Genomic DNA, 21,072 nt, shown 5'->3' on the forward strand with positions numbered 1-21,072 from the left:
CGGCGCTGGCCCCCGGGCGTCGATGTGTCGATCGAAGTTACATCACAGATGGCAAAAATGTCATGACAAGACAGTTAGCCGGGCGGCAGCTGACGCGGCCCGTCGGGGCCGGAAAGCTCCCGGTAACCGTCGGATTCCTCATGCACCTCGGCCCGCCGCGACTCGATCCGCGGGCCGGACACATCGACCCACTCGCGTTCCGTCGTCACCGCGCGTGACTCGGGACCACCCTCGGTTTCGACGGTCACCTTGTGGGTGCGTTTCAGGGTGAAGTGGAATTCCTCGGTCTCGGTGAACACCTGTCGCAGTGGCTTGGTCACAGCCCTAGCGACCCCGTCGACGGCGCTGCCTACGACCGGCGGCACGAACGGCCGGATGAACCGCACCGCGGCCTTGGTGACATCGGGGATGAGCGGCACGCCCGCACCCCGATGCGGTTCAAGCTCTTTGGACGTCTCCGGTGCGGCAGGCAACGCGGCCGACTCGACCCGCTGCGCCACCACCACCTCGGGCTGGTGCTCCAGCGCCTCGGCGACCCGGCGGCGCTGCCGCTCGGCGTCGATCTCGTTCTGCGCGGCGATCGCCATCCGCGCGCTGTTCAACTCCTGCTCGGCCCACATCTGGTCGACCTGTGCCCGCACCTCGGCGCGCTTCACCGCGATCGCGGTATCGGCCGCCGACTGAGCCTCCTGCGTCGTCGCGCCGCGCCAGCGCCGCATGCCCAGCGGCAGCAGTGTCAGCGCGATGAAGAAGCCGTCGACCAGCACCCGCAGCACCAGGGACCCGGGATGGTCCACGGTGTAGGTGTTCATCGCCTGCCAGCGCGCGCCCAGCCCACCGGCCAACGCGTCTTCACGGGACTGGGTCAGCACCTGTTCACGTACGGCCACCTCGGTGTCGAAACCGGCCGCCCGGCTGTCGCGTTCGGCGATCGCGGTGTCGAGGCGGCGCTGCGCGTCATCGAGGAATTCGTTGGCGGTGCGCGCCTCCGGCCCGGTGCCGGGCACCCCGGTGATCCGGACCTGCGGGCAGTCCGGCGACGGATTGAATTCGCAGCGGGCGACCACGAGTGCCTCGTCGCGCTGCCGGTTGGCATCTGCGACGGCCTCGTCCAAACCGGCCCGCGACGCCCGGGCCTGATCCAGTGCGGCGGCGGCCAGTGCGGTGCGCGGCGAGGCCTGCGCGGTCAGTTGATCATCGATTTGCCCGCTGAACACCACCAGTGCGGCGAGCTCACCGAGCAGCAGCCCGGCCGCGACGCCGACACCCACCCGGCCGGCCAGTCCGCTGGTGCCCTGTGTAGTCGCCCACACGACGGCCCAGAACAGCCCGCCGACAGCCACGGCGGCGGCCGGCACGGCGAACCATGGCCAGCCCGTCGACCCGGCCAGTGCCAGGCCGGCCACCAGCCCCGCCACCGCCCCGATCAGCGGTTCACCCAGTCGTTCGCCACGCATATAGAGGCCCCCACAGTCTCTCGCTCGGTGGTGTGCGCCAGGCGGAATCACTCACGCCGGCCGCGGATACCGGGGATTCTCCCATAGCGCCGAACGTCACGCTTCACACGGAACCCCGCCCGGCCCGGTTACGTTGGTCCCCGTGCGAGTCGACGGTCGGGACATCAGCGTCACCGGCAGCCTGCTGCAACCGCTGACCAAACGCACCAACGAGATCCTTCGGGTGGTGCTGTCGGCGGCGTTTCTGGCCGTGGTCATCACCAGCTCGCTGATCACCCGCAACGAGTGGGTGTCGCTGGAGCGGTCGATCTCCGAGATCATCGGCGTGCTCACCCCGACCCAGTCCAATCTGGTGTACCTGGCCTACGGCGTGGCGATCCTGGCGCTGCCGTTCGTCATCCTGGTGCAGCTGGTCATCGGCAGGCACTGGATGCTGCTGGCCGCCTACGGCGCGGCCGGGTTGATCGCGGTGCTCGCGCTGTCCATCACCGGCCGTGGTATCGCGGCCCCGCAGTGGCATTTCGACCTGCGCGACCGGCTCGACACCCAGCTGTCCCAGTTCCTCGACGACCCCCGCTGGATCGCGCTACTGGCCGCGGTGCTGACGGTGTCCGGTCCGTGGTTGTCGCGCCGGCTGCGCCGTTACTGGTGGGTGCTGCTGCTGGCGTTCGTCCCCATCCACCTCGCGGTCAGTGCCGTGGTGCCGGCCCGGTCGCTGCTCGGTCTGTCCGTGGGGTGGTTCGTCGGCGCCCTGGTGGTGTGGGTGGTCGGCACCCCGGCGCTGGAGGTCCCGCTCGACGGCGCGGTGCGCGCGCTGACCCGGCGCGGGTTCATCGTGTCGGCGCTGGCCGTCATCCGCCCGCCCGGCGAGGGTCCGCTGGTGCTCGCGGCGACGGGCCCGGACAGCACCGCCGTCGTCGAGTTGTACGGACCCAACCAGCGCAGCGGCGGCGCGCTGAGCCAGCTGTGGCGCAAGCTGCGGCTGCGGGCCGACGAGACCGCACCGCTGCACGCCTCGATGCGACGCACCATCGAACACCGCGCGCTGATGGCGATCGCCGTCGACACCCTCGGCCTGTCGAACGTGTCATCGGTCTCGGTCAGCGCGCTGGACCGCGGCTGGACGCTGTACGCCCGCAAGCCCGCCCGCGGGGTGCCGCTCAGCGCGGCAGCCGCTCCCGTCGGCGCGGTGTGGGCCGCGCTGCACGAGCTGCACCAGAGCCAGATCTCGCACGGCGACCTGTGCTGCGGCGAGATCACCGTGCACGACGGGCGGGTGCAGTTCGGCGGATTCACCAATGCCGAGTACGGGGCCACCGACGCCCAGCTGCAATCCGATATCGCCCAGCTGCTGGTGACCACCTCGGCGATGTACGACCCGGAAGCCGCCGTGGCCGCCGCCATCGACACCTTCGGTCGCGACACCGTGCTCACCGCATCGCGGCGGCTCACCAAGACCGCCGTGCCGGCCCGGATCCGCGATTCGGTCGACGATCCGAAGGCCGTCATCGCCGCAGCCCGCGATCAGGTGATGATCCAGACCGGGGCCGACAGCATTCGCACCGAGACCATCACCCGGTTCACCCGGACCCAGGTCATCCAGTTGGTGCTGTGGGTGGCGTTGGTCTACGTCGCCTACCCGTTCATCAGCACGGTGCCTGCGTTCTTCGATGAGCTCGGCAACGCCAACTGGTGGTGGGCGCTGCTGGGGTTGTTGGTCTCGGCGCTGCGGTATCTGGGCGCGGCCGGCGCGCTGTGGGCGTGCGCCGACGGGCTGGTCGCGTTCCGGCACCTGGCGGTGATGCAGGTGGCCAACACCTTCGCCGCCACCACCACCCCGGCCGGTGTGGGTGGTCTGGCGCTGAGCACCCGGGTGCTGCAGAAGGGTGGGTTGTCCACCATGCGCGCCACCGCCGCCGTCGCGCTGCAGCAGAGCGTGCAGGTGATGGTGCACATCATCTTGCTGATTCTGTTCACCACCATCGCCGGGGCGTCGGCCAACCTGTCGCATTTCGTGCCGAGCGCGACCGTGCTCTATCTGGTCGCCGGTGTGGCGCTGGGTCTGGTCGGGGTGTTCCTGGTGGTGCCGCAGTTGCGGCGTTGGCTGGCCACCGCCGTGCGTCCGCGGCTGCAGGAGGTCAAGAACGATCTGTGGGAGCTGTCCCGGGAACCGAAGCGGCTCGGGCTGATCGTGCTCGGCGCGGCGGGCACCACGCTCGGGTCGGCGTTGGCGCTGTGGGCCAGCATCGAGGCCTTCGGCGGCGACACCTCGTTCGTGACGGTGACGGTGGTGACGATGATCGGCGGCACGCTGGCCTCGGCGGCGCCGACGCCCGGCGGTGTCGGTGCCGTGGAGGCCGCGCTGATCGGTGGCCTGGCCGCGTTCGGGGTGCCCGCCGCGATCGCGGTGCCCTCGGTGCTGCTGTACCGGGTGCTGACCTGCTGGCTGCCGGTGTTCGTCGGCTGGCGAATCATGGGGTGGCTGACCCGCAAGGGCATGATCTGACGAGTTTGTGAGCCATGGCCCGCGGGTACATGCAGGTACCGATTCATTTCGAGCCTGGAGTGTTCCTTGCAGATTCGCACGCTTGCCCCGACCGCACTGGCCGTCGCCGCGACCGCGGTGGGCGGCAGCCTGGCCAGCAAACCCGCCGTCGAATCCGACTGGTACGCGAAACTGCGCAAGCCGCCCTACCAACCACCGTCGGCGGCCTTCCCGATCGCGTGGACATCGCTGTACGCCGATATCGCCACCGTCTCGGCGCAGACCCTCGATGACTCCCCGCCCGAGGTGCGCCGCACCTACATCACGTCGCTGGTGATCAACCTGATTCTCAACGGCAGCTGGTCGTGGTTGTTCTTCAATCAGCGCAAGCTGGGTGCCTCGGCTTTGGCGGCGGGCGCGCTCACGGTCAGCAGCGCCGACCTGACCCGGCGGGCAACGGCGGTGCGTGGTGTGAAGGCCGCACCGCTGGCGCTGTATCCGGCCTGGTGCGCGTTTGCCACCGCGCTGTCCACCCATATCTGGGTTTTGAATCGGCGCTGACGTGGGTCGGCTCTAAAGTCGGGCGAATGGCCCCGGCGCCACATTATTGGCAGCAGTTCCGCCTGTGGTGGAACGACGACGTCGACCACTCCTGGGTACTGAACTTCCTACGGGCCCGGGGTTTCATGACGCCACTGCGCGCGGTGATCGCCACCGTGGGTGTCGGCATGGGACTGGCGCTGCTGGCTGTGTTGTTCACCGAGTTGTCGCCACCCGAGACGCTGTCCCGTGCGGCGGTGCTTTCGGTGGCGGTCGCGGCGTTTCTGTGGCCGATCTATTGGCTCTTCTTCCCGTGGCCGTCGCCGAGCCGGTCGATCGGCATCTTCCTGGCGATCGACATCGGGATCGCCGTCATCGGCTTCGCCCGCGCCGACCCACTGGTCGGGCTGACCACCACACCGCTGTTCGCGGTGACCGGCATCTACATCATGTTCTTCCACGGCGCCCGCGCGACCGCGGTGCACCTGATGATCACCATCGTGGCCATTGTCTGCTTGGCGGTGCGGCTGGGGATCTCCGACTATCCGGATGCCGTGCCGCTGGCCATCAGCAAATCGGTGCTGTCGTTTCTTGTGACGGTGTTCATCCTGCCGTTCGCCCAATTCGGGTTCTGGCTCATTCGCAACAGTTCGGTGGAGGCGCTCGTCGACCCGTTGACCAACCTGGCCAACCGCCGCGGGTTGCGCGAACAGGTCATGCGAATGATCCACGCGAACCAGCACGAGTCGATGTGTGTGTTCGTCATCGACCTGGACAAGTTCAAGAGCATCAACGACCTGCACGGCCATGCCGCAGGCGATGACGTGCTGGTGCAGACCGCCAACCGGGTGCGTGCTGCGTTGCGGCGTCCCGCGTTCGCCGCGCGCAGCGGGGGTGAGGAGTTCGTCGTCGTCGACCTGCTGCCGCTCGACGACGCGGCCGAGGCCGGTGACCGCCTGATCGCGGCCGTCGCCGCGGTCGGTCCGCCCGCGGTGACCGCCAGCATCGGCGCGGCCTGCGGGGCGGTGCACAGTATCGAGGAGTTCGACCGGCTGCTGCAGAGTGCCGACACCGCGATGTACAGCGCCAAGCGTGACGGTGGCGACCGGGTGGCCATCGCACGCTGAGGCGTCGGACTGCCCGCCCCGTTATGCTCTGTGCGGCAACACGCACGTCCGGCGAGGTCGGTTCGGCGACAAGCCAGGACTTCCGACCTTGCAGACGACACAGCTCACCCCGGTTCCCGTTGCGCCCGTCGGGCGCCAGACCCGACGCGATCTCGGCGCCTTGGTCGTCATCGCGGTCACCCTCGTCGTCATCGGCCATCTGTGGTTGGGCCGGGTGTCCGGCGGTGTCGACGTGCTGCTGGTGTTGGCCGGCTACTTCTTCGGCGCCCGCATCCTTCGCTGTGAAGGGTCGGTGTGGGGCGAGGCCTGGCATTGGGTGCGGCGGATGGCGCCGGCGCTGGTGTTGCTTCTGGCGGTCGCGACCGGGCTGACGATCCTGGTACAGCCGCAGACCCGGTGGGAATCGTTCGCCGAACAGATGCTGCCCAGCCTCGGCTTCTATCAGAACTGGCATCTGGCCACGACCGCCGCCGATTATGTGCAGGCCGGTCAGACCGTCACCCCGCTGCAGCAGCTTTGGGCGCTGTCGGTGGCCGGTCAGGTGTTGCTCGCGGTGGTCCTGCTGGCCTGGTCGATCCGGCGCCGCGGGGTATTGGTAGTGGTGCTGGCGGCCGTCGCGGTGGCCTCGGCGGTGTGGGCCTTCATGCAGAACTCGCAGGATCAGACCGTCGCGTACTACAGCAGCCTGACCCGCGCATGGGAGGTGCTGGCCGGGGTGCTCGCCGCGTTTGTCGTCGGCCGCCGGACGTGGCCGGTGTGGCTGCGGCGGGTGGCCGTGGTTGTCGGGGTTGCGGCGATCGTGGTGTCCGGGGTGCTGGTGGACGGGGTCGCCGAGTACCCCGGACCGTGGGCCCTGGTGCCGGTGCTGGCGACGGTGCTGGTGGTGGCAAGCGGGCCGGCCGGTGAACCGAGCGCGGGCGTGGTCGGGTCGGCCTATGCGGTGTATCTGTGGCACTGGCCGCTGCTGATCTTCTGGCTGGCGCAGACCAACGACGACACCGTCGGCGTCGGCGAGGCCGCCGCGATCGTGGGCGCATCGATCGGGTTGGCGTGGCTGACGTGGCGCTGGGTGCGGATCCCGTCGGGCACGTGGGCACCGGTGCTGACCGTCGCGGTGACGGCGGGTCTGGTGCTGGCGTTGGCGACCTCGGCGACCGGTTGGCGCGAGCACGTCGAGCAGGTCCGCGACAGCGGCACCGAGTTGGCCACCCTGCCGATCCGTGACTACCCGGGGGCGCTGGCGATCCTGGCGAACCCGCGGGTGTCCAAGCTGCCGATGCGACCGACGGGCCTGGAGGCCTCCGATGACGTGCCGGCCTCGACGGTCGACCACTGCCTAGCCGACTTCGGCGGTGAAGAGGTCGTCTCCTGCACCTACGGAGATCCCACCGCGTCGCGCACCATCGCGTTGGCCGGCGGCTCGCATTCCGAGCACTGGCTGACCGCACTGCATGCGCTCGGTCGCCAGCACGGGTTCAAGGTGACGACGTACATGAAGATGGGCTGCCCGCTGACGACGGCGGAGGTGCCGATCATCGCCGGGCCGTTCACGCCGTATCCGTCGTGCCGCACCTGGTCGGACAATGCGCTGGCGCAAATCGTCGAGGACCGCCCGGATTTTGTCTTCTTCACCACCACCCGGCCGATCCTCGACGGTGACGGCGACTATGTGCCCGACTATTATCTGGGCGTCTGGGATGAGTTGTCGGCCAACGGTATCGGCATGCTCGGCATCCGGGATACCCCGTGGATGCTGCGCGACGGCCGGTTCTTCTCCCCCGTCGACTGCCTGGCCGACGGCGACGATGCCGACACCTGCGGGGTGCCGCGATCGGAGGCATTGGCCGATCGCAACCCCACCCTGGACTACGACGCGGCCTATCCGCTGCTCTATCTACTGGATCTGTCCGATGCGGTGTGCCGGCCGACCATCTGTCGGGCCGCCGAGGGCAACGTGCTGATCTACCACGATGCGCACCACCTGTCGGCGAGTTATGTGCGCACCATGGCCGACGAGTTGGGTCGGCAGATCGGTGGGGCGACCGGCTGGTGGTGAGTTTTCGGGGCCTTTAGAACCCCGATTTCGGCGCCCACCATTCCACCCCCGTGAGTGAGATGGATCACTGCACCCGACCGGAATCCCTGCCCGCTGCGCCCGCTTGTAGCAGGTAACTGCCACCTCTACTCACAGCGATGGCACAGCAGATTCCAGAACGGGGAAATCTCATGAGCGCATCGCCACAGAGCAGGGCATTAAACGCGGTCCGGTCGGCAGTCTTCGCCGCCATGGCGGTCTTCGCGGTCGCCGCGGGACTGTTTGCCGGGTCGGCGGCCACCGCCAACGCCGCCGACGATTCCTGTGCGCCGGTCGAAGTGGTGTTCGCCCGCGGCACCTTCGAGGGTCCCGGGGTCGGCGCGACGGGGCAGACCTTCGTCAACGCCCTGAACGCACGCGTGGGCCAGCCGGTAGGCGTGTACGGGGTGAACTACCCGGCGTCGCTGGACTTCGGCCGGGCCGTCGACGGTATTGCCGACGCCACCAACCGGATTCAGGCCATCGCGGCTCAGTGCCCGGATACCAAGATCGTGCTGGGCGGTTACTCGCAGGGCGCCGCGGTGGCCGGTTACAGCACCAGCAGCAGCGTGCCCGCCGGGTTCGTCCTGCCCGCCGGACTGACCGGCCCGATGCCCGCCGATGTGGCCCCGCATGTGTCGGCCGTGGTCCTGTTCGGCACCCCAAGCCCCTGGTTCCTGAACCTGGCCGACCGCAGCGCTCCCCCGATCGCCATCGGCGACCTGTACGCCGGTAAGACCCTGCAGCTGTGCGCCGTCGGTGACCCGATCTGCTACCCCGGCGGTCTGGACCGCTCGGCTCACAGCTCCTACAAGGTCAACGGAATGGCGGACCAGGCAGCCGATTTCGTGGCCAGCCGGCTGGGTATCCCCGCCCCCGCCGCGCCCGTCATCCAGGCCGCCGCACACGCCGGCTGACACCGGCACGAGTCGGGCCCCCTCATTCGAGGGGGCCCGATCTGTGTGTGGCTATTCGGTATCGCCGCCGACGTCCTTGTTGTCAGCGGACTTGTCGTTGTCCGCCGGCTTGTCCGGCTTGGTGTCCGCGGCCTGCTGCTCATCGTCCTTTGGGGCAGCCGGTTCGGTCTTGTCGGACTCCTCGGCGTCACCCTTTTCGTCCGCGGACTTGTCGTCCGCGTCCTTCTCGGCTTCGTCGGCGCCCAGTTCGTCCTTCAGTTCTTCGTCGTCCGACTTCTTCTCGTCGATGGCGTCCTTCTTGGAATCGCCCTTGTCGTCGACGATCTCGTCGTCCCGGTCCTCTTCGGTGCTCACCGTCAGCATCCGCTGCTGCGGCCGCGACGCGGCGTACCGCGGTGTGCCGGCGAGAACACCGTTGAGCTGCTCGTCGCGATCCTCCATCGCATCGATGAGCTCGGTGGTGGTGTCGGGCAGCGTGACGACCGGCTGCTCCGGCGGTTCGGGCGCGACATAGGTCCCGGCCAGGATCTGGCTCGCCTTCTCGAAGCCCGCTGCGACGGCCTGCAGCTGTTCGAAGATCTTCTGGGGCGACGGCAGGAAGCCCACCTTGCCCGTCTCGTACATGCCGGTGCTCTCGACCATCGGTTGCAGGATGGCCTGGAACGCGTCGATGATCCGAGTCGGGAAGCCGAGCACCTTGAGCGGCATCAGCAGCGGCATCACCGGGCTGTTGACCCGCACGGTGACGACGTTGCCGTCGACGGTGACGATGTTCTCGGGATCCTCGAAGTCGAAATCCTGCAACCGCGAGTGCTCGAAGATGAAGCCGGCCGCCAGCTGGATCCAGCTCATCGGGTTCAGCAGGTACTTCGGGAAGTACGCGATCGGGTCGTACTCGCGGTTGATCCGCAGATAGGTCCCGTCCGGAAGCGCAATGGCGCCGCCGAGGACATCGGAGCCGAAGGTCGGCTCGTCCGGCCCGTACCGGGAGAAGATGCCGGTGCCCGGGGTGTTGGAGTCACCGTAGAAGACGCCGAACACGCTGGACATGTCGTAGCCGGTATCAGCAAGGCGGTTGAGCGCCTCGGCGGCGACGCGGCCACCGTAGGAACCGGTGTTGATGGCGCTGACGGTGGTGGACGGGTCACGGGCCAACAGCAGTTCGGTGAGCCAGGTGGCACCGGCGTCGACCGAGGCCGCGGTGACGGTGCCCGGATAGCGGTCGGGATCGTTGAGCACTGTGAGGTCCGCGATGCGCAGCCAGACACCGCTGTCCTGCTCGGCCAGCGCGCCCGGCGGGAACTGCACACCGGCACCCGGAACCGCGAACAGGGCCAGGGCCGCCAGCTCGATGGCCCGGTTGGAGATAACCCGGTGCTGCTGCTGGTGGATGACCGCGGGTTCCTGGGGCGCCGGCATCGAATGATCGACGATCCCGCCGGCCAGCAGGGCTGCGGCGGCAGGCACCGCCACGGCCTTGGCGACCCGATTGCGCTTCTTTACCCGGTGACGTCCGCTCATGTTGGCTCCTTTGCGGGCTCGTCCGGACGCGGAGCGAACCGAAGGCCCCCCGGCCGGCGCGATGATTCAGATTTCTTCGCCACAGATGCGACCTGGCGTCGACACCGTTTGTGACCATACGTCATGTGCGGCTTGACTTCTCGTCAAGATCAACGGGGCTTGACACGGCCTCGGAGCGTCGCGAGGTAGCCGGATAACGCGCCGCTGTCGGTGTACCGTGGACAGCTACCGGCCGATACCCGGCCGTGCGCAGCAGTTGTCTTGAAACCATTCAGCAAACCCGTAGCTCCGCCATCAGCCGATGGCAGCGATTCATAATTATCGCCGGAGCAAATTATGGGTGAGTGGCCGACCATCGGCGTTCCCGGCCGCGAACAGGCGATGCCTGGTGTTACCGGCGCCACCGCATCGCACCCAAGGGCTACGCCGCGGTTTGCTACGGTCAGCTGCTTGATTGCGCAACGACTTCAAGGTTCAACCGAACGGCGGACGAGGGTGCGGGCCGGGGTGGGCAGAATTTGCCAGAGTTGCGGTTTGCCGTCGGTGGCTACAGCCACCGGTGTGGCCGGCGATCATCAGACGGATTCCGAGAACTCCGTGCGGTCGCTGACCGACGAACAAGTGCTCAACGAATTCGGTAAAGCGATGCTGGCGCACTCCTAGACTTCACCGACCGCATGGAGGCCCTGCGCGCCGAGGCGCTGCGCCGAATGCGGTAGGTCCGCAAACGCATCAGGCCCCCTCGAAAGGGGGCCTGAACAGCGTGGCAGGTACAGGATTCGAACCTGTGTAGGCGTTAGCCGACGGATTTACAGTCCGCTCCCATTGGCCGCTCGGGCAACCTGCCGGGATTTGGTGCGAGTAGCAGAGTACAAGAGGATGTACTGAAGACGAAAACCGCATGTAGCAAGAGGAGGGGTCCAGTGGCGGATTCAAGCTTCGACATCGTGAGCAAGGCCGATCGCCAGGAGGTCGACAACGCGCTCAACCAGGCAGCCAAGGAGCTGACCACCCGATTCGACTTCCGCGGCACCGACACCACCATCGAGTGGCAGGGTGAGGAAGGCATCATTTTGGTGTCCTCCACCGAGGAGCGCGTGAAGGCCGCCGTCGACGTCTTCAAGGAAAAATTGATCCGCCGCGACATCTCCATGAAGGCGTTCGAAGCCGGCGAAGCCCAGCCGTCCGGCAAGACGTACAAGGTCATCGGCAGCATCAAGCAGGGCATCGACAGCGAGAACGCCAAGAAGATCACCAAGCTGATCCGCGACAAAGGCCCCAAGGGCGTCAAGGCGCAGATCCAGGGCGAGGAGATCCGGGTCAGCTCGAAGAAGCGTGACGACCTTCAGGCGGTGCAGGCGCTGTTGCGCGGCGCCGACCTGCCGGTGGCGCTGCAGTTCGTCAACTACCGCTGACGAGCTCGGGCCGGCACTACCCACAGAGTGCTACGCCGAGATCGACGTGAGGGTTGCCGATCCAGCGATACCGCCCGGAATCCGCGACCCTCACGTCGGTCTCGTCATAGGCACTCATCGGATACTCGCCGTACAGAGCCGGCGCGCAGCTAGACCCCGCCGTACTCCGGCCGCAGCACCGGCGCCAACGCCGCCAGCGGGATGCGCGCCTGCACGGTGCCACCATCCATCGACCACTGCATGACACCGGGCGTGAAGTCCACCGGGGTGTCATGGCTCACCGGGTAGTCCGGCATGTACAGGATCAGCTCGTCGCCGCTCAGCGCCCAGGCCTTGTATCCACCGGAGTACACCTTGTCCGGTGTCCACCGGTCGGCCACGAACGGATAGGACCCGGGCTGATGCACGGGCGGGGCGGCATCGAGCGCCTGCACGACGAACGGTCGGGCCAGCGGCTCGATCGCGGTCAGCGGGTTGACACCCGGGGTGACCAGATCGGCCAGCTGCAGCTGCCGACCGCCACCGAAGGTGAAGGTGCGGTAGGCATTGTTGAAGTCCGGTCCGTCTGCGTGATACGTCTCACGGAAGACCACCGACATCACGTCACCGCGTCGCAGCACCTCGAAGTTGGCCTCGCCGTAGCTGTCTGCCGCCATGCCGCGGCCCACCCGCGCCCAGTTCCCCACCAGTGTGCGCAGGTAGTCGCGCAGCACCGGGCCGGCCACCGGGTCGTCGATCAGGTCCGGGACGGCAACCTTGATATCCCGCACCGCCTTACGGTCCGACTGCACCGACAGCTGGCAGTACGGCCCGGCCTGTGCACCGCCCAGCTCGGCACAGAACGACGGTGACGCCACCGCGCCGGGAGCCGTCAGCAGCCCAGCGGCCAGGAAGCCGATCAGGAATCTCATGATGCTCAGGGCAATTCGACCTTGGCGGCACGCCACTGCCCGTCGACCTTCTGCATCGTCATCTTGATGCGGCTGCGGTCGATACGCGGGTCGGGCACCTGAGCGTTGGACACCGACTGGTCGACGAACAACAGCACCACCACCGTGTCCTTCGTCGCCGACTGGACCGCGGAGTCGATGACGACACCGTGTGCGGAGGCCTTGTTGTCGATCAGCAACTGCCGCAACTGCATACTGGACTCGGAGTACATGTCCTTGAACTCGCCGGTGGCCCCGGCCAGCACCTGGTCGAAGTTCTCGTCGACCTTGTTCGAGTCGATGCTGGTGAGCACCTGCGCATACGACACCGCCGCATCGCGGGCCTGCTGCCCGGCCGCGGCGACCTGTCGCGACTGCCACAGCTGCCATCCCAGGAATCCCGAAAGGCCCAGCAGCGCAACCAGTACCACCGCGACAACACCGACCAGGAGCCGCCGGCGACGTGGTGCGGGTTCGACGGCCTCGGTGTCGACCTCGGCTTCGGGGGTCTCGTCGGTGGTCTCGTCGGATTCGACCAGTTCTTCCTCGACGTCGGTGGACGTGCTCACGGTGTTCTCCTCTGCTGTGCTCATCGCGGTGGCTCGATCGGCAGGACCGGACCGCCGTAGGGCGTCGGAATGGTGTACCGGCCCTTGGGGGTCGGATCGGTGGTGCGGCCCAGGTCCGCTCCCGGGGGCGGCCCGGCGGTGTCGTCACCGGCCGGCCGTGGTGCGTTCTTCGCGCCGCGGACCAACAGGCCGGGATGGTCGTCGCGGCAGTAGGTGTACATGTATGGCTCGGGATAGTCGGCGTTCGACGGCGGACGACGCGGCGTGCCGTAATCACACGAATAGCGCGGGTAGATATCGCCGGTGACCCACAGCCCGTTGTCGTGCATGATGCTGCCCAGCGCATCGAGGACCGAGGTGCGATACGTCGGGAACAGTGCATTGAGCGCGGGCACCCGCAGATACAACAGCTCCGAGGTGGTGGTCAGATCACCCAGCAGTTGCACCATGGTGTCGGAGTTGTCGGTGAACAGGTTGTCGACCGAATTCAATGCGCCCGGAGCCTCATCGGTGAACCGGCGGAACCCGTCCTGCATGCCGCTCACGCCCGCGAAAGTCGCGCTCAGATTGTCCGACGCCACCGCGATGCCCGCGCTCTTGTCGGCCGCCATCTGCAGCACCACCCGGCTGCTGCGGAGCAGGCTCGTCGTTTCCGGCAGCACCGAATCCAGCGTCGAGAGCAGGAACGTCCCGCCGTCGATGATGTCCTTGAGCTTGCCGGGACCGGCGTCGCTCATGCTCAACTCGCGGCGGATCGTGTCGAGCTTGCCGACATCCACCTGGGCCAGCGCACCGTCGGCATCGGCGAGTAGCTGCGCCAGGCTCACCGGCACGGTGGCATGTCCCAGCGCGACCACACTGCCGTCCTGCAGGAACGGTCCGGCATCGGACTCGGCGGCAAAGTCGATGTACTGCTCGCCGGCCGGTGACAGCCCGGACACCTTGACATCGGCCGAGGCCGGAATCGGTACCGGGGAGTCTATGTTGACGATCGCGTTGACCCCGCCGGTGGTGATGTCGAGGCGTTCGACGCGGCCGATCGGTACACCGCGCAGGGTGACGTCCTGGTTGGGTAGCAGGCCGGCGGATTCCGGAAGTTCCACGGTGACGCGGTATTCCGAGGCGAACGGCTGCACCCGCAACGCACCGACGAGCAGGTACGCGGTGGCCACCACCAGCACCCCGACCAGGGCCAGCGCCGACAGCCAGGCCTTCTTGCGGTGCCCGGCCTTGACGACCGCCACCGCGGTGTTGGCGAGCTGGTTGATCATCGTGGCGGCTCCCCCGGCGCCGGCGCCGGGATGACCGGCAGCTGAGGCCCCGCGGGTCCACGCCCGACCACCCGCTCCTGCAGGCGCAGCAGGGTGTACTGCAGGCTGCCGACCAGTTTGTGCCAGTCATACCGCTTCGGCCCGTGGAAGCCCGGATCGCCGGCGAACCCGATATCGGGGATCGAGCCGAGCACCAGGCGGTCGATACTTGCCCGCGTCGAGATCGCGTTGCTGGCCGTCGATTTGACGAACGGCGGCATGATCTTGTTGAGGGCGTAAAGGGTCGCATCCGGGTGCAGCGCCACGTCGTTCCAGGCGCCGGCCACCGTGTCCATATCGGCGATGATGCTGCGGCCGCTGGTATCGGTGCCCGCGATCGACGGGAACTTGCGCAGTTGATCGGTGGTGTCGCCGAGCTGGACGACGAGATCGGCGATCTGGGTGGTGTGTTCGGCCAGTGCCTCGGTGGCCGGTCCGGCGGCGGCCATCAACTCCCCGACCGCGTCGTTCTTGGCCGCGATCGAGCCGACCAGCCGGGAGGTTTCGGATACCGCCTCCGACAACTGCTCCGAACGCGCATTGAGGGTGCCCAGGGTCCGGTTGGTCTTGGCGATCAGCGTGCCGAACGCCTCACCCTGATCGCCGGTGGCCTTGCCCAGGCCGTTGATGATATTGGTGAAGTTGCGCACCGCACCGCCGTTGACCAGGATCGCCGCCGAACTCAACAGCGATTCGACGGTGGCCGCGGCCTGGGTGGATTCGATGCCGATGGTGTCGCCGTCGCGCAGCAGCGAGGTACTCGATGCAGTATCGGCGGCCGGCCGGATCGACACGAACACATCACCCAGCGGTGTCGCGGAACGTAATTCGGCGGTACTGCCCTGTGGCAACCGCACCCCGTTCATGATCCGCAGTCGGGTGACTGCGGTGTAGTTGTGGGCCTCCATGGATTCCATCTCGCCGATATCGGCGCCGGCCAGTTTCACCTTGGCGTTGGCGGGCAGGTTCAGCGCGTTGGAGAACACCGCGGTGATGGTGTAGCCGTCCCCGTTGCCGCCCGGCGCGGGCAGCGGCAGGCTGGCCAGCCCTTCGGTGGCGCAGCCCGTGGCCAGCCAGGCCGACAGCACCAGCGGTGCCACACACTTGACCCGGAACCCCATCAGCGCTGCCCCATCGCCGTCATGCCGTCGAGCATGTAGGACAGCCCGAAATCAGGTCCGAAGTCCTGCAGTGTGCCGGTACTGCAACCTAATTGGCGCAGACCCATCATGTTGCACATCTCCTTGACCGTCTGGGTGTCGAACAGCACCTTGTCGACCAGGACGTGCGCACGCGCCGATCCGCTGTTGCGGTCGACGATGTTGTAGAGGTTGTCCAGCGTCATCGGGGTGAGGTCCAGGAACTCGGCGAGGTCGCGCTCGTGTTCGGTGAGCGTGGTCATCGCGATATCCCCGTTGGCGACCAGCGCCTTGATATCGTCGCGATGCTTGGCCAGCACATCACCCACCTGGGTGAGGACCTCGTTGATGTTCTTGCCGGTGGTGCCGCTGCCGAAGTTCTCGTCGGCCAGGATCTGACTGAGCTGACGCACATTGGAGCCGAAATCGCGCAGTGTCGCATCGTTGTCGGCGGCGGCCTGCATCAGCGAGCTCAGGTTGCGGATGATGGTGGTGAGTTGACCACCGGTCACCTCGCCGCGATTCGCGCTGAGCCGCAATGCTTCCGACAACGCACCCAGAGCGTCCTTCATTTGCTGTCCGTTACCGTCGGCGATCGCGGCGCTGGCGTTCACCACATCGGCCAGCGGCCCGTTGCCCTGACCGTCGCCACGCAGCGAGGCCGACAGCTTGTCCAACACGTCGAGCACACGGGCGAATTCGACCGGGGTCTTGGTGCGGTTCAATCCGATGGTCGCGTTGTTGCGCAATGTGTCGCCGCCGCGGTAGGGCGGGGTGAGTTCGATCTGCCGGTCGGTGAGGATCGAGTTCGACACGGTGACCGCCTGGACATCAGCGGGCACCGCGACGTCCTTGTCGACGGTGAACTCGACCTCGACGTACCCGGCCTTCGGGTTGATCGCGGTGACCTCCCCCACCGGCATGCCTAGCACCGCGACGGTGTTGCCGACATAAAGGCCGGCGGCGCTGTCGAATTGCGCGATCAGGTTGATGGTGTTGATCCGGTCGCGCACCACCGACCAGCCGATGGCACCGGCCAGCACCACCAATGCGGTCGCCAGTGCACCGAAGACGAGCATCCTGGTCCGTGTCATTTGCAGTCCTGGAAGTACTGGATCATGCCGAACTGTTCGGCGCGGCCGCTGATGGCGCACATCCACGAATCGATCAGCAGACCGTTGGCGACATTGATATCGGCGGCGTTGCCGTTGCCGGTGGCGTTGGCGAGCCCACGCAGGGCGACCGGACCGGATTGCAGGATGCTGCGCACCAGATCGTCGTGCTGGCCCAGCATGTCCGACAACTGCCGGACGTTGACGAGCGTCTCCTCCAACTCCGCGCGGTCGTCGATGACGACGCCGCTCAACGTCTCGACCAGCGATGTCAACGCGGCAAGCATGGCCTGGAATGAGGCGCGGCGCAGCACGAACTCACCCACGAGCGCGTTGCCCTGGTCGACCAGATTGCCGACCGTGGACTGTTGGGCGCGCAGCGTGTTGGTCACCGTCTCGGTGGTCTGCAGCAGCGTGCCGAGCTGATCGCGCCGGCCGGCGATGATGTCGGCAAGCGTCTGGGTGTTGGCCAACGCCTGGGGCACCACCGCGGGCAGGCCCTCCATCTGCTTGCCGAGCACACTCAACGTCTGGGCGAACTTGTCCGAGTCGACCTGCTCGTAGGTGGTGGTGACATCGGCCAGCGCTTCCTGCAGGTCATAGGGCACCTCGGTGTGCGACAGCTCAAAGGTCTTGTCCGGCAACGACCCGTCCCCTGCCGGCTGCAGGGCCAGGTAGCGCGACCCGAGGATTGTGGTGATCTTGATGGTGGCCCGGGAGTCCGTACCGAGGCCGACATCGTTGCGCACCTTGAACTTCACCTCGACGTGGTCGCCGGCGAGCTTCATGCTCTTGACCTCACCCACCGGGATACCGGCCACCGTGACGGGGTTGCCCTCCTTGAGTGCGGCGGCCTGCAGGAACCGGGCGGTGTACTGGGTGTAGCCGATATCGGCGACCTTGATCAGCAGCATCGCGCCGATCAGCACCGACACCACGGCCACCGCCATGACGCCGAGCCATAGCCGGCTGTAACTCTCGATCTTCTGTCTAGCCATCGGCCATGTTCCTGCATCGGGGGCTGTAGGACGCCTTGTTTCCGGGGGTCGCCGCGTCCACGATGATCGGTGTCACATCGTTGAGGCCGGGAAAGAATCCCAGCGCGTTCAGGTCACAGGCGTAGGTGTTCGCGTACGCGCCCTCATTGGTGATCCGCGCAAAACCCTTGAGCAGCAACGGCAGATTCGCGCCAGCGAACGCCAACTGAGGCTCGATGGACACCAGGTGTTCGGCGAAGCCGGGCTGGCGTGTCACCAACGAATTCACCGACGGATAAACATCGTCGGCGATGCCGGAGAGTTGCTGCACCACGCGGGAGATGGAGCCCATCGATTCGACGAGCTCCGGCCGGCGCGCGTCGAAGGTGCTGACCATGGTGCGGGTCTGGGCGATGACGTGGTCCAGATCGCCGTTGTGCTGGGCCAGATTGGTGGCCACCGTGTTGAGGTCGGTGATGACCGCGCCGAGTTCGGAGTCCTGACCCGCGAACGACTCGGTGAGGCGGGCAGTCTGATCCACCAGGGCGACGATCGAGGCGTCGTCACCCTGCAGGGAGGCGATGACACCCTTGGTGAGGTTGTCGGCATCACGCGGGTTGAGCACGCTGAACAACGGCTCGTACCCGTTGAGCAGGGTGCCGACATCAAAGGACGGGTCGGTGCGGTCGACCGGGATGACACTGCCCGCCGGCAACCGCTCGGTGCCGCCGATATTGCCCAGTGACAGACCGAGATACCGCTGTCCGACGATGTTCTGGTAGGTCACCGAGGCGACCGTGTTGGCGAGCACCTGCTGATCGTCCTGCACCACGAAGGACACCTTGGCGTTGGCGCCGTCGAGTTCGATCTTCTCGACCCGCCCTACCCGTACCCCCGCCATCCGGACGTCGTCGCCCTCACGCAGGCCGAAGACATCGGTGAACACCGCGGCGTAGGGCACCGTCTGCCCGGCCACATCACGGCGCAGTGTGACGTACACCAGCCAGGTCAGCGTCACCGCCACCACCATGAACAGTGACAATCCGATCAATGCGCCGCGGTACTTGATCACGCCGGTCTCTCCGCCACCGATATCGTGGTGCCGCGCGCCACCGGGCCGAGCAGCAGTTGTGTCGCGGTACTGGCAGGTTGGCCGACCGCCGCGCTGAGTACATCGCGCTCCTGCGCGCTGCCGACCGGTCCGACATTGCCGCCGAAGGCGGCGGATCCAGCATGGGCGCCGAACGAGGCCGGGGCGGCCTCCGCGGCACCGGGGCGCGGCGCTACCGGGGCCAGCGGTGACTGCAGCACCGGTGGCGGTGGCACCGGGATCAGCGCCGGGTTCGCCGTCCCCGGCACCGGCGGCGACGGCAGCATCCCGGGCGGCAGCGGCGGATTCGGGTCGGCGAGGCTGGGATTCGGGTTCACCAGCGGCGGGCCGACCGCGACCAGGTTGCCGTTCGGTCCGACGACGGTCCCGGCGGGCGGGGCGAGATCGGCGGGCGGCTGATAGTTCTGCGGCAGCAACACATCCGGTAGTTCGGGCCGGGTCGGCACCAGCGGCGCGGTGTAGCAGCTGGGACCCTTGAGACCGGCGTACTGGGGGCAGTCGGCCCGGGTGTAGGTGTAGCTCGGCGTGAACGACAGGTTGATCCGCATATTGCCGAAATCGTGGTCGCCGATCCAGGCGTGCTCGAAGAACCTGTCCGACAGCTCATTCAGCTTGACGAAGGCCGGCACCCAGTGCTGCGAGGTGTCGGCCAGCTGCCCGAGCACCGGGGTCAGATCGGAGGTGATGCCGACGAGTCGGTCGGTGTGGTTGTTCAGTGCGGTGTGGGTGGTGCCCACCGTGTGGATGCCGCCGTTGACCAACGCGGTGAGCTGGGAACGTTGTTCGACAAGCGTCTGCATCGGCTGCACGGCCTGGTGCAGCGAGTCGACGAGTTCCGGCGCGGTCTGCTGCAGGCCGCGGGCGGCGTCCATCAGGGCCGAGACGGTGGTGCCGTCCGGTTCAGTGGCAACGATGGCGTCGAGCTGGTCGATCAGCCGGTTGAGTTGTGCTCCACTGCCCAGCAATTCGGCGCGCCGGTTCTCGGTGGCGGCGTTCACCGCGGCCAGCACACCGACTGTCGTGTCCTCACGACCGCGGCCGGTGGCGGCCAGGATGTCGCGCAGTTTGGAGATGGTGGTCTGGAACAGCACCGTCGGCAGCTCGGTGTCCTCACCGATCTCGGCGCCGGCGGCGATGGCCGGACCCGGCCCGTTGTCCACCAGCTGCACCGAGGACACCGCAAAGACGTTGCTGGGCACCACGCGTGCGGTGACCGTCGCCGGGATGGATCCGGCGTAGCTGGGGTCGAGGTTGATATCGACGAAGTTGGGCCGCCCGTGGGTGGCCGGGGTAACCGCCTCGACCATGCCGACCAGCAGTCCGTGGTACTTGACGTCGGACCGTTGCGGCAGTCCGTCACCGACGTTCTGCAGGGCAGCGACCACCCGCACATAGGAGTCCAGTCGGCCGGTCGATTTGATCAGCAGCAGTCCGGCGACCAGCGCACCGACCAGTGCGACCGCGATGCCGTAGAACAGCAAGTGCCGATCGGTGGGTCCGGTGCCGTCGATCTCCAGGGTCTGTGCCATCTAGCCGCCGAACCTCGCTCCGGAGTCGACGGTCCACAGCGCCATGGTCAGCAGCATGTTGACGATGATCACGACGGTGATGCCGGCCCGCATGGCATGTCCGGCCGCGACGCCGACGCCGACCGGGCCGCCCGAGGCGTAGAAACCGTAGTAGCACTGCACCGCCGACGCGATCAGCACGAAGATGACGGCCTTGACCAACGAGTAGATGATGTCCTGCCCGGACAGCATGAGCGCGAAATAGTGCATATAGGAGCCATTGGAGCCGCCGCTGATCAGCATCACCACGATCTGCGTCGTCAGGTAACTGACCGCCAGACAGGCCACGTACAGCGGCACCGTCGCAACCACCGCGGCCATCAGCCGGGTGGTAACCAGGTATGGGATGGGGCGGATGGCGATGGCGTTGAGGGCGTCGATCTCCTCGGCGATGCGCATGGCGCCGAGTTGCGCGGTGAACCGGCAGCCGGCTTGGGTGGCGAACGCCAATGACAGTGCGATGGGCGCCAATTCGCGGGTGTTCACCAGCGAGGAGATGATGCCGGTGGCCGGGCCCAGGCCGAGCAGGTCCAGGAAGTTGTAGCCCTCGATGCCGACCAGGGCCCCGACGGTCACACCGAGCACGATCGCCACCCCGACGGTGCCACCGCCGACCACCAGGGACCCGTTGCCCCAGGTGACGTCGGAGAGCAGCCGGACGAATTCCTTGCGGTACTGGCGCAATACCAGCGGCACGGCCGCGACGGCGCGCACGGAGAACACCACCATGTGCCCCAGCCGCGCCAACGGCACCGAAAGCCGATGCCCGAGTTGCGCTCCCGGAGCCAGCAGCTTGGGGACGAACGTCGTCGCCGCCACGT

At 67.3% G+C, this 21,072-nt stretch carries 17 protein-coding genes and 1 tRNA gene; 6 read left to right on the forward strand and 12 right to left on the reverse strand.

What is annotated here, in order from left to right; genetic code table 11:
• Window positions 1-74 precede the first annotated feature (74 nt).
• Window positions 75-1,457 (reverse strand): DUF4407 domain-containing protein, encoded by a 1,383-nt coding sequence (locus ACLBYA_RS04150; protein ID WP_447708084.1) that lies wholly within the window; start codon window positions 1,455-1,457, stop codon window positions 75-77.
• A gap of 142 nt (window positions 1,458-1,599) precedes the next feature.
• Here ACLBYA_RS04150 and ACLBYA_RS04155 point away from each other — a divergent pair, with 142 nt between their 5' ends.
• The 5 genes from ACLBYA_RS04155 (at window position 1,600) to ACLBYA_RS04175 (ending at window position 8,600) form a co-directional block, all read left to right on the forward strand.
• A complete protein-coding gene (locus tag ACLBYA_RS04155; RefSeq protein ID WP_447708085.1) occupies window positions 1,600-3,963 on the forward strand; it encodes a lysylphosphatidylglycerol synthase transmembrane domain-containing protein in 2,364 nt (787 codons plus the stop codon).
• A gap of 66 nt (window positions 3,964-4,029) precedes the next feature.
• Window positions 4,030-4,503 (forward strand): TspO/MBR family protein, encoded by a 474-nt coding sequence (locus ACLBYA_RS04160; protein WP_447708086.1) that lies wholly within the window; start codon window positions 4,030-4,032, stop codon window positions 4,501-4,503.
• A 26-nt stretch (window positions 4,504-4,529) separates the two neighbouring features.
• Entirely contained in the window at window positions 4,530-5,609 is a 1,080-nt protein-coding gene (locus ACLBYA_RS04165; protein ID WP_447708087.1) for a GGDEF domain-containing protein, read from the forward strand.
• Between the two features lie 88 nt (window positions 5,610-5,697).
• Complete coding sequence (locus tag ACLBYA_RS04170) at window positions 5,698-7,665, forward strand: acyltransferase family protein (RefSeq protein ID WP_447708088.1); 1,968 nt, start codon at window positions 5,698-5,700, stop codon at window positions 7,663-7,665.
• Window positions 7,666-7,835: 170 nt separating this feature from the next.
• Window positions 7,836-8,600, forward strand: coding sequence for a cutinase family protein (locus tag ACLBYA_RS04175; RefSeq protein WP_447708089.1), 765 nt, complete (start codon window positions 7,836-7,838; stop codon window positions 8,598-8,600).
• Between the two features lie 51 nt (window positions 8,601-8,651).
• On the opposite strand, the gene ACLBYA_RS04180 is transcribed toward ACLBYA_RS04175, so the two are convergent.
• Both ACLBYA_RS04180 and ACLBYA_RS04185 read right to left on the reverse strand, forming a co-directional pair.
• Window positions 8,652-10,121, reverse strand: coding sequence for a PE-PPE domain-containing protein (locus tag ACLBYA_RS04180; protein ID WP_447708090.1), 1,470 nt, complete (start codon window positions 10,119-10,121; stop codon window positions 8,652-8,654).
• Window positions 10,122-10,885: 764 nt separating this feature from the next.
• Window positions 10,886-10,968: transfer RNA gene (locus tag ACLBYA_RS04185), tRNA-Tyr, on the reverse strand.
• 76 nt (window positions 10,969-11,044) lie between these two features.
• Here ACLBYA_RS04185 and ACLBYA_RS04190 point away from each other — a divergent pair.
• Window positions 11,045-11,536 (forward strand): YajQ family cyclic di-GMP-binding protein, encoded by a 492-nt coding sequence (locus ACLBYA_RS04190; RefSeq protein ID WP_447708091.1) that lies wholly within the window; start codon window positions 11,045-11,047, stop codon window positions 11,534-11,536.
• 149 nt (window positions 11,537-11,685) lie between these two features.
• Here ACLBYA_RS04190 and ACLBYA_RS04195 read toward each other — a convergent pair whose 3' ends face one another.
• Genes ACLBYA_RS04195 through ACLBYA_RS04235 form a run of 9 tightly spaced genes read right to left on the reverse strand, consistent with a single transcriptional unit; the run spans window position 11,686 to window position 21,070 of the window.
• The gene (locus tag ACLBYA_RS04195) at window positions 11,686-12,447 is read right to left on the reverse strand and encodes a DUF3298 domain-containing protein (protein WP_447708092.1); all 762 of its coding nucleotides are present in this window, start codon (window positions 12,445-12,447) and stop codon (window positions 11,686-11,688) included.
• A gap of 5 nt (window positions 12,448-12,452) precedes the next feature.
• A complete protein-coding gene (locus ACLBYA_RS04200; RefSeq protein WP_447708093.1) occupies window positions 12,453-13,058 on the reverse strand; it encodes an Mce protein in 606 nt (201 codons plus the stop codon).
• Window positions 13,055-14,305, reverse strand: coding sequence for an MlaD family protein (locus tag ACLBYA_RS04205; RefSeq protein ID WP_447708094.1), 1,251 nt, complete (start codon window positions 14,303-14,305; stop codon window positions 13,055-13,057). Before ACLBYA_RS04205 ends, ACLBYA_RS04200 begins: the two co-directional genes overlap by 4 nt.
• Window positions 14,302-15,465, reverse strand: a complete 1,164-nt coding sequence (locus tag ACLBYA_RS04210) for an MlaD family protein (protein ID WP_447708095.1) — start codon at window positions 15,463-15,465, stop codon at window positions 14,302-14,304. The genes ACLBYA_RS04205 and ACLBYA_RS04210 overlap by 4 nt, the downstream gene beginning before the upstream one ends.
• Window positions 15,465-16,577 carry an MCE family protein gene (locus tag ACLBYA_RS04215; RefSeq protein ID WP_447708096.1) on the reverse strand — a complete coding sequence of 371 codons (1,113 nt, stop codon included), beginning with the start codon at window positions 16,575-16,577 and terminating at the stop codon, window positions 15,465-15,467. The genes ACLBYA_RS04210 and ACLBYA_RS04215 overlap by 1 nt, the downstream gene beginning before the upstream one ends.
• Entirely contained in the window at window positions 16,574-17,593 is a 1,020-nt protein-coding gene (locus ACLBYA_RS04220; RefSeq protein ID WP_447708097.1) for an MCE family protein, read from the reverse strand. Before ACLBYA_RS04220 ends, ACLBYA_RS04215 begins: the two co-directional genes overlap by 4 nt.
• A complete protein-coding gene (locus ACLBYA_RS04225; RefSeq protein WP_447708228.1) occupies window positions 17,586-18,641 on the reverse strand; it encodes an MlaD family protein in 1,056 nt (351 codons plus the stop codon). The genes ACLBYA_RS04220 and ACLBYA_RS04225 overlap by 8 nt, the downstream gene beginning before the upstream one ends.
• Window positions 18,641-20,212: an MCE family protein gene (locus ACLBYA_RS04230; protein WP_447708098.1), complete on the reverse strand. Its 1,572-nt coding sequence runs from the start codon at window positions 20,210-20,212 to the stop codon at window positions 18,641-18,643. Before ACLBYA_RS04230 ends, ACLBYA_RS04225 begins: the two co-directional genes overlap by 1 nt.
• Window positions 20,213-21,070, reverse strand: coding sequence for an MlaE family ABC transporter permease (locus tag ACLBYA_RS04235; RefSeq protein WP_447708099.1), 858 nt, complete (start codon window positions 21,068-21,070; stop codon window positions 20,213-20,215). It abuts the gene before it with no gap.
• Between the last annotated feature and the right edge of the window lie 2 nt (window positions 21,071-21,072).

The organism is Mycobacterium sp. C31M (assembly GCF_053345865.1).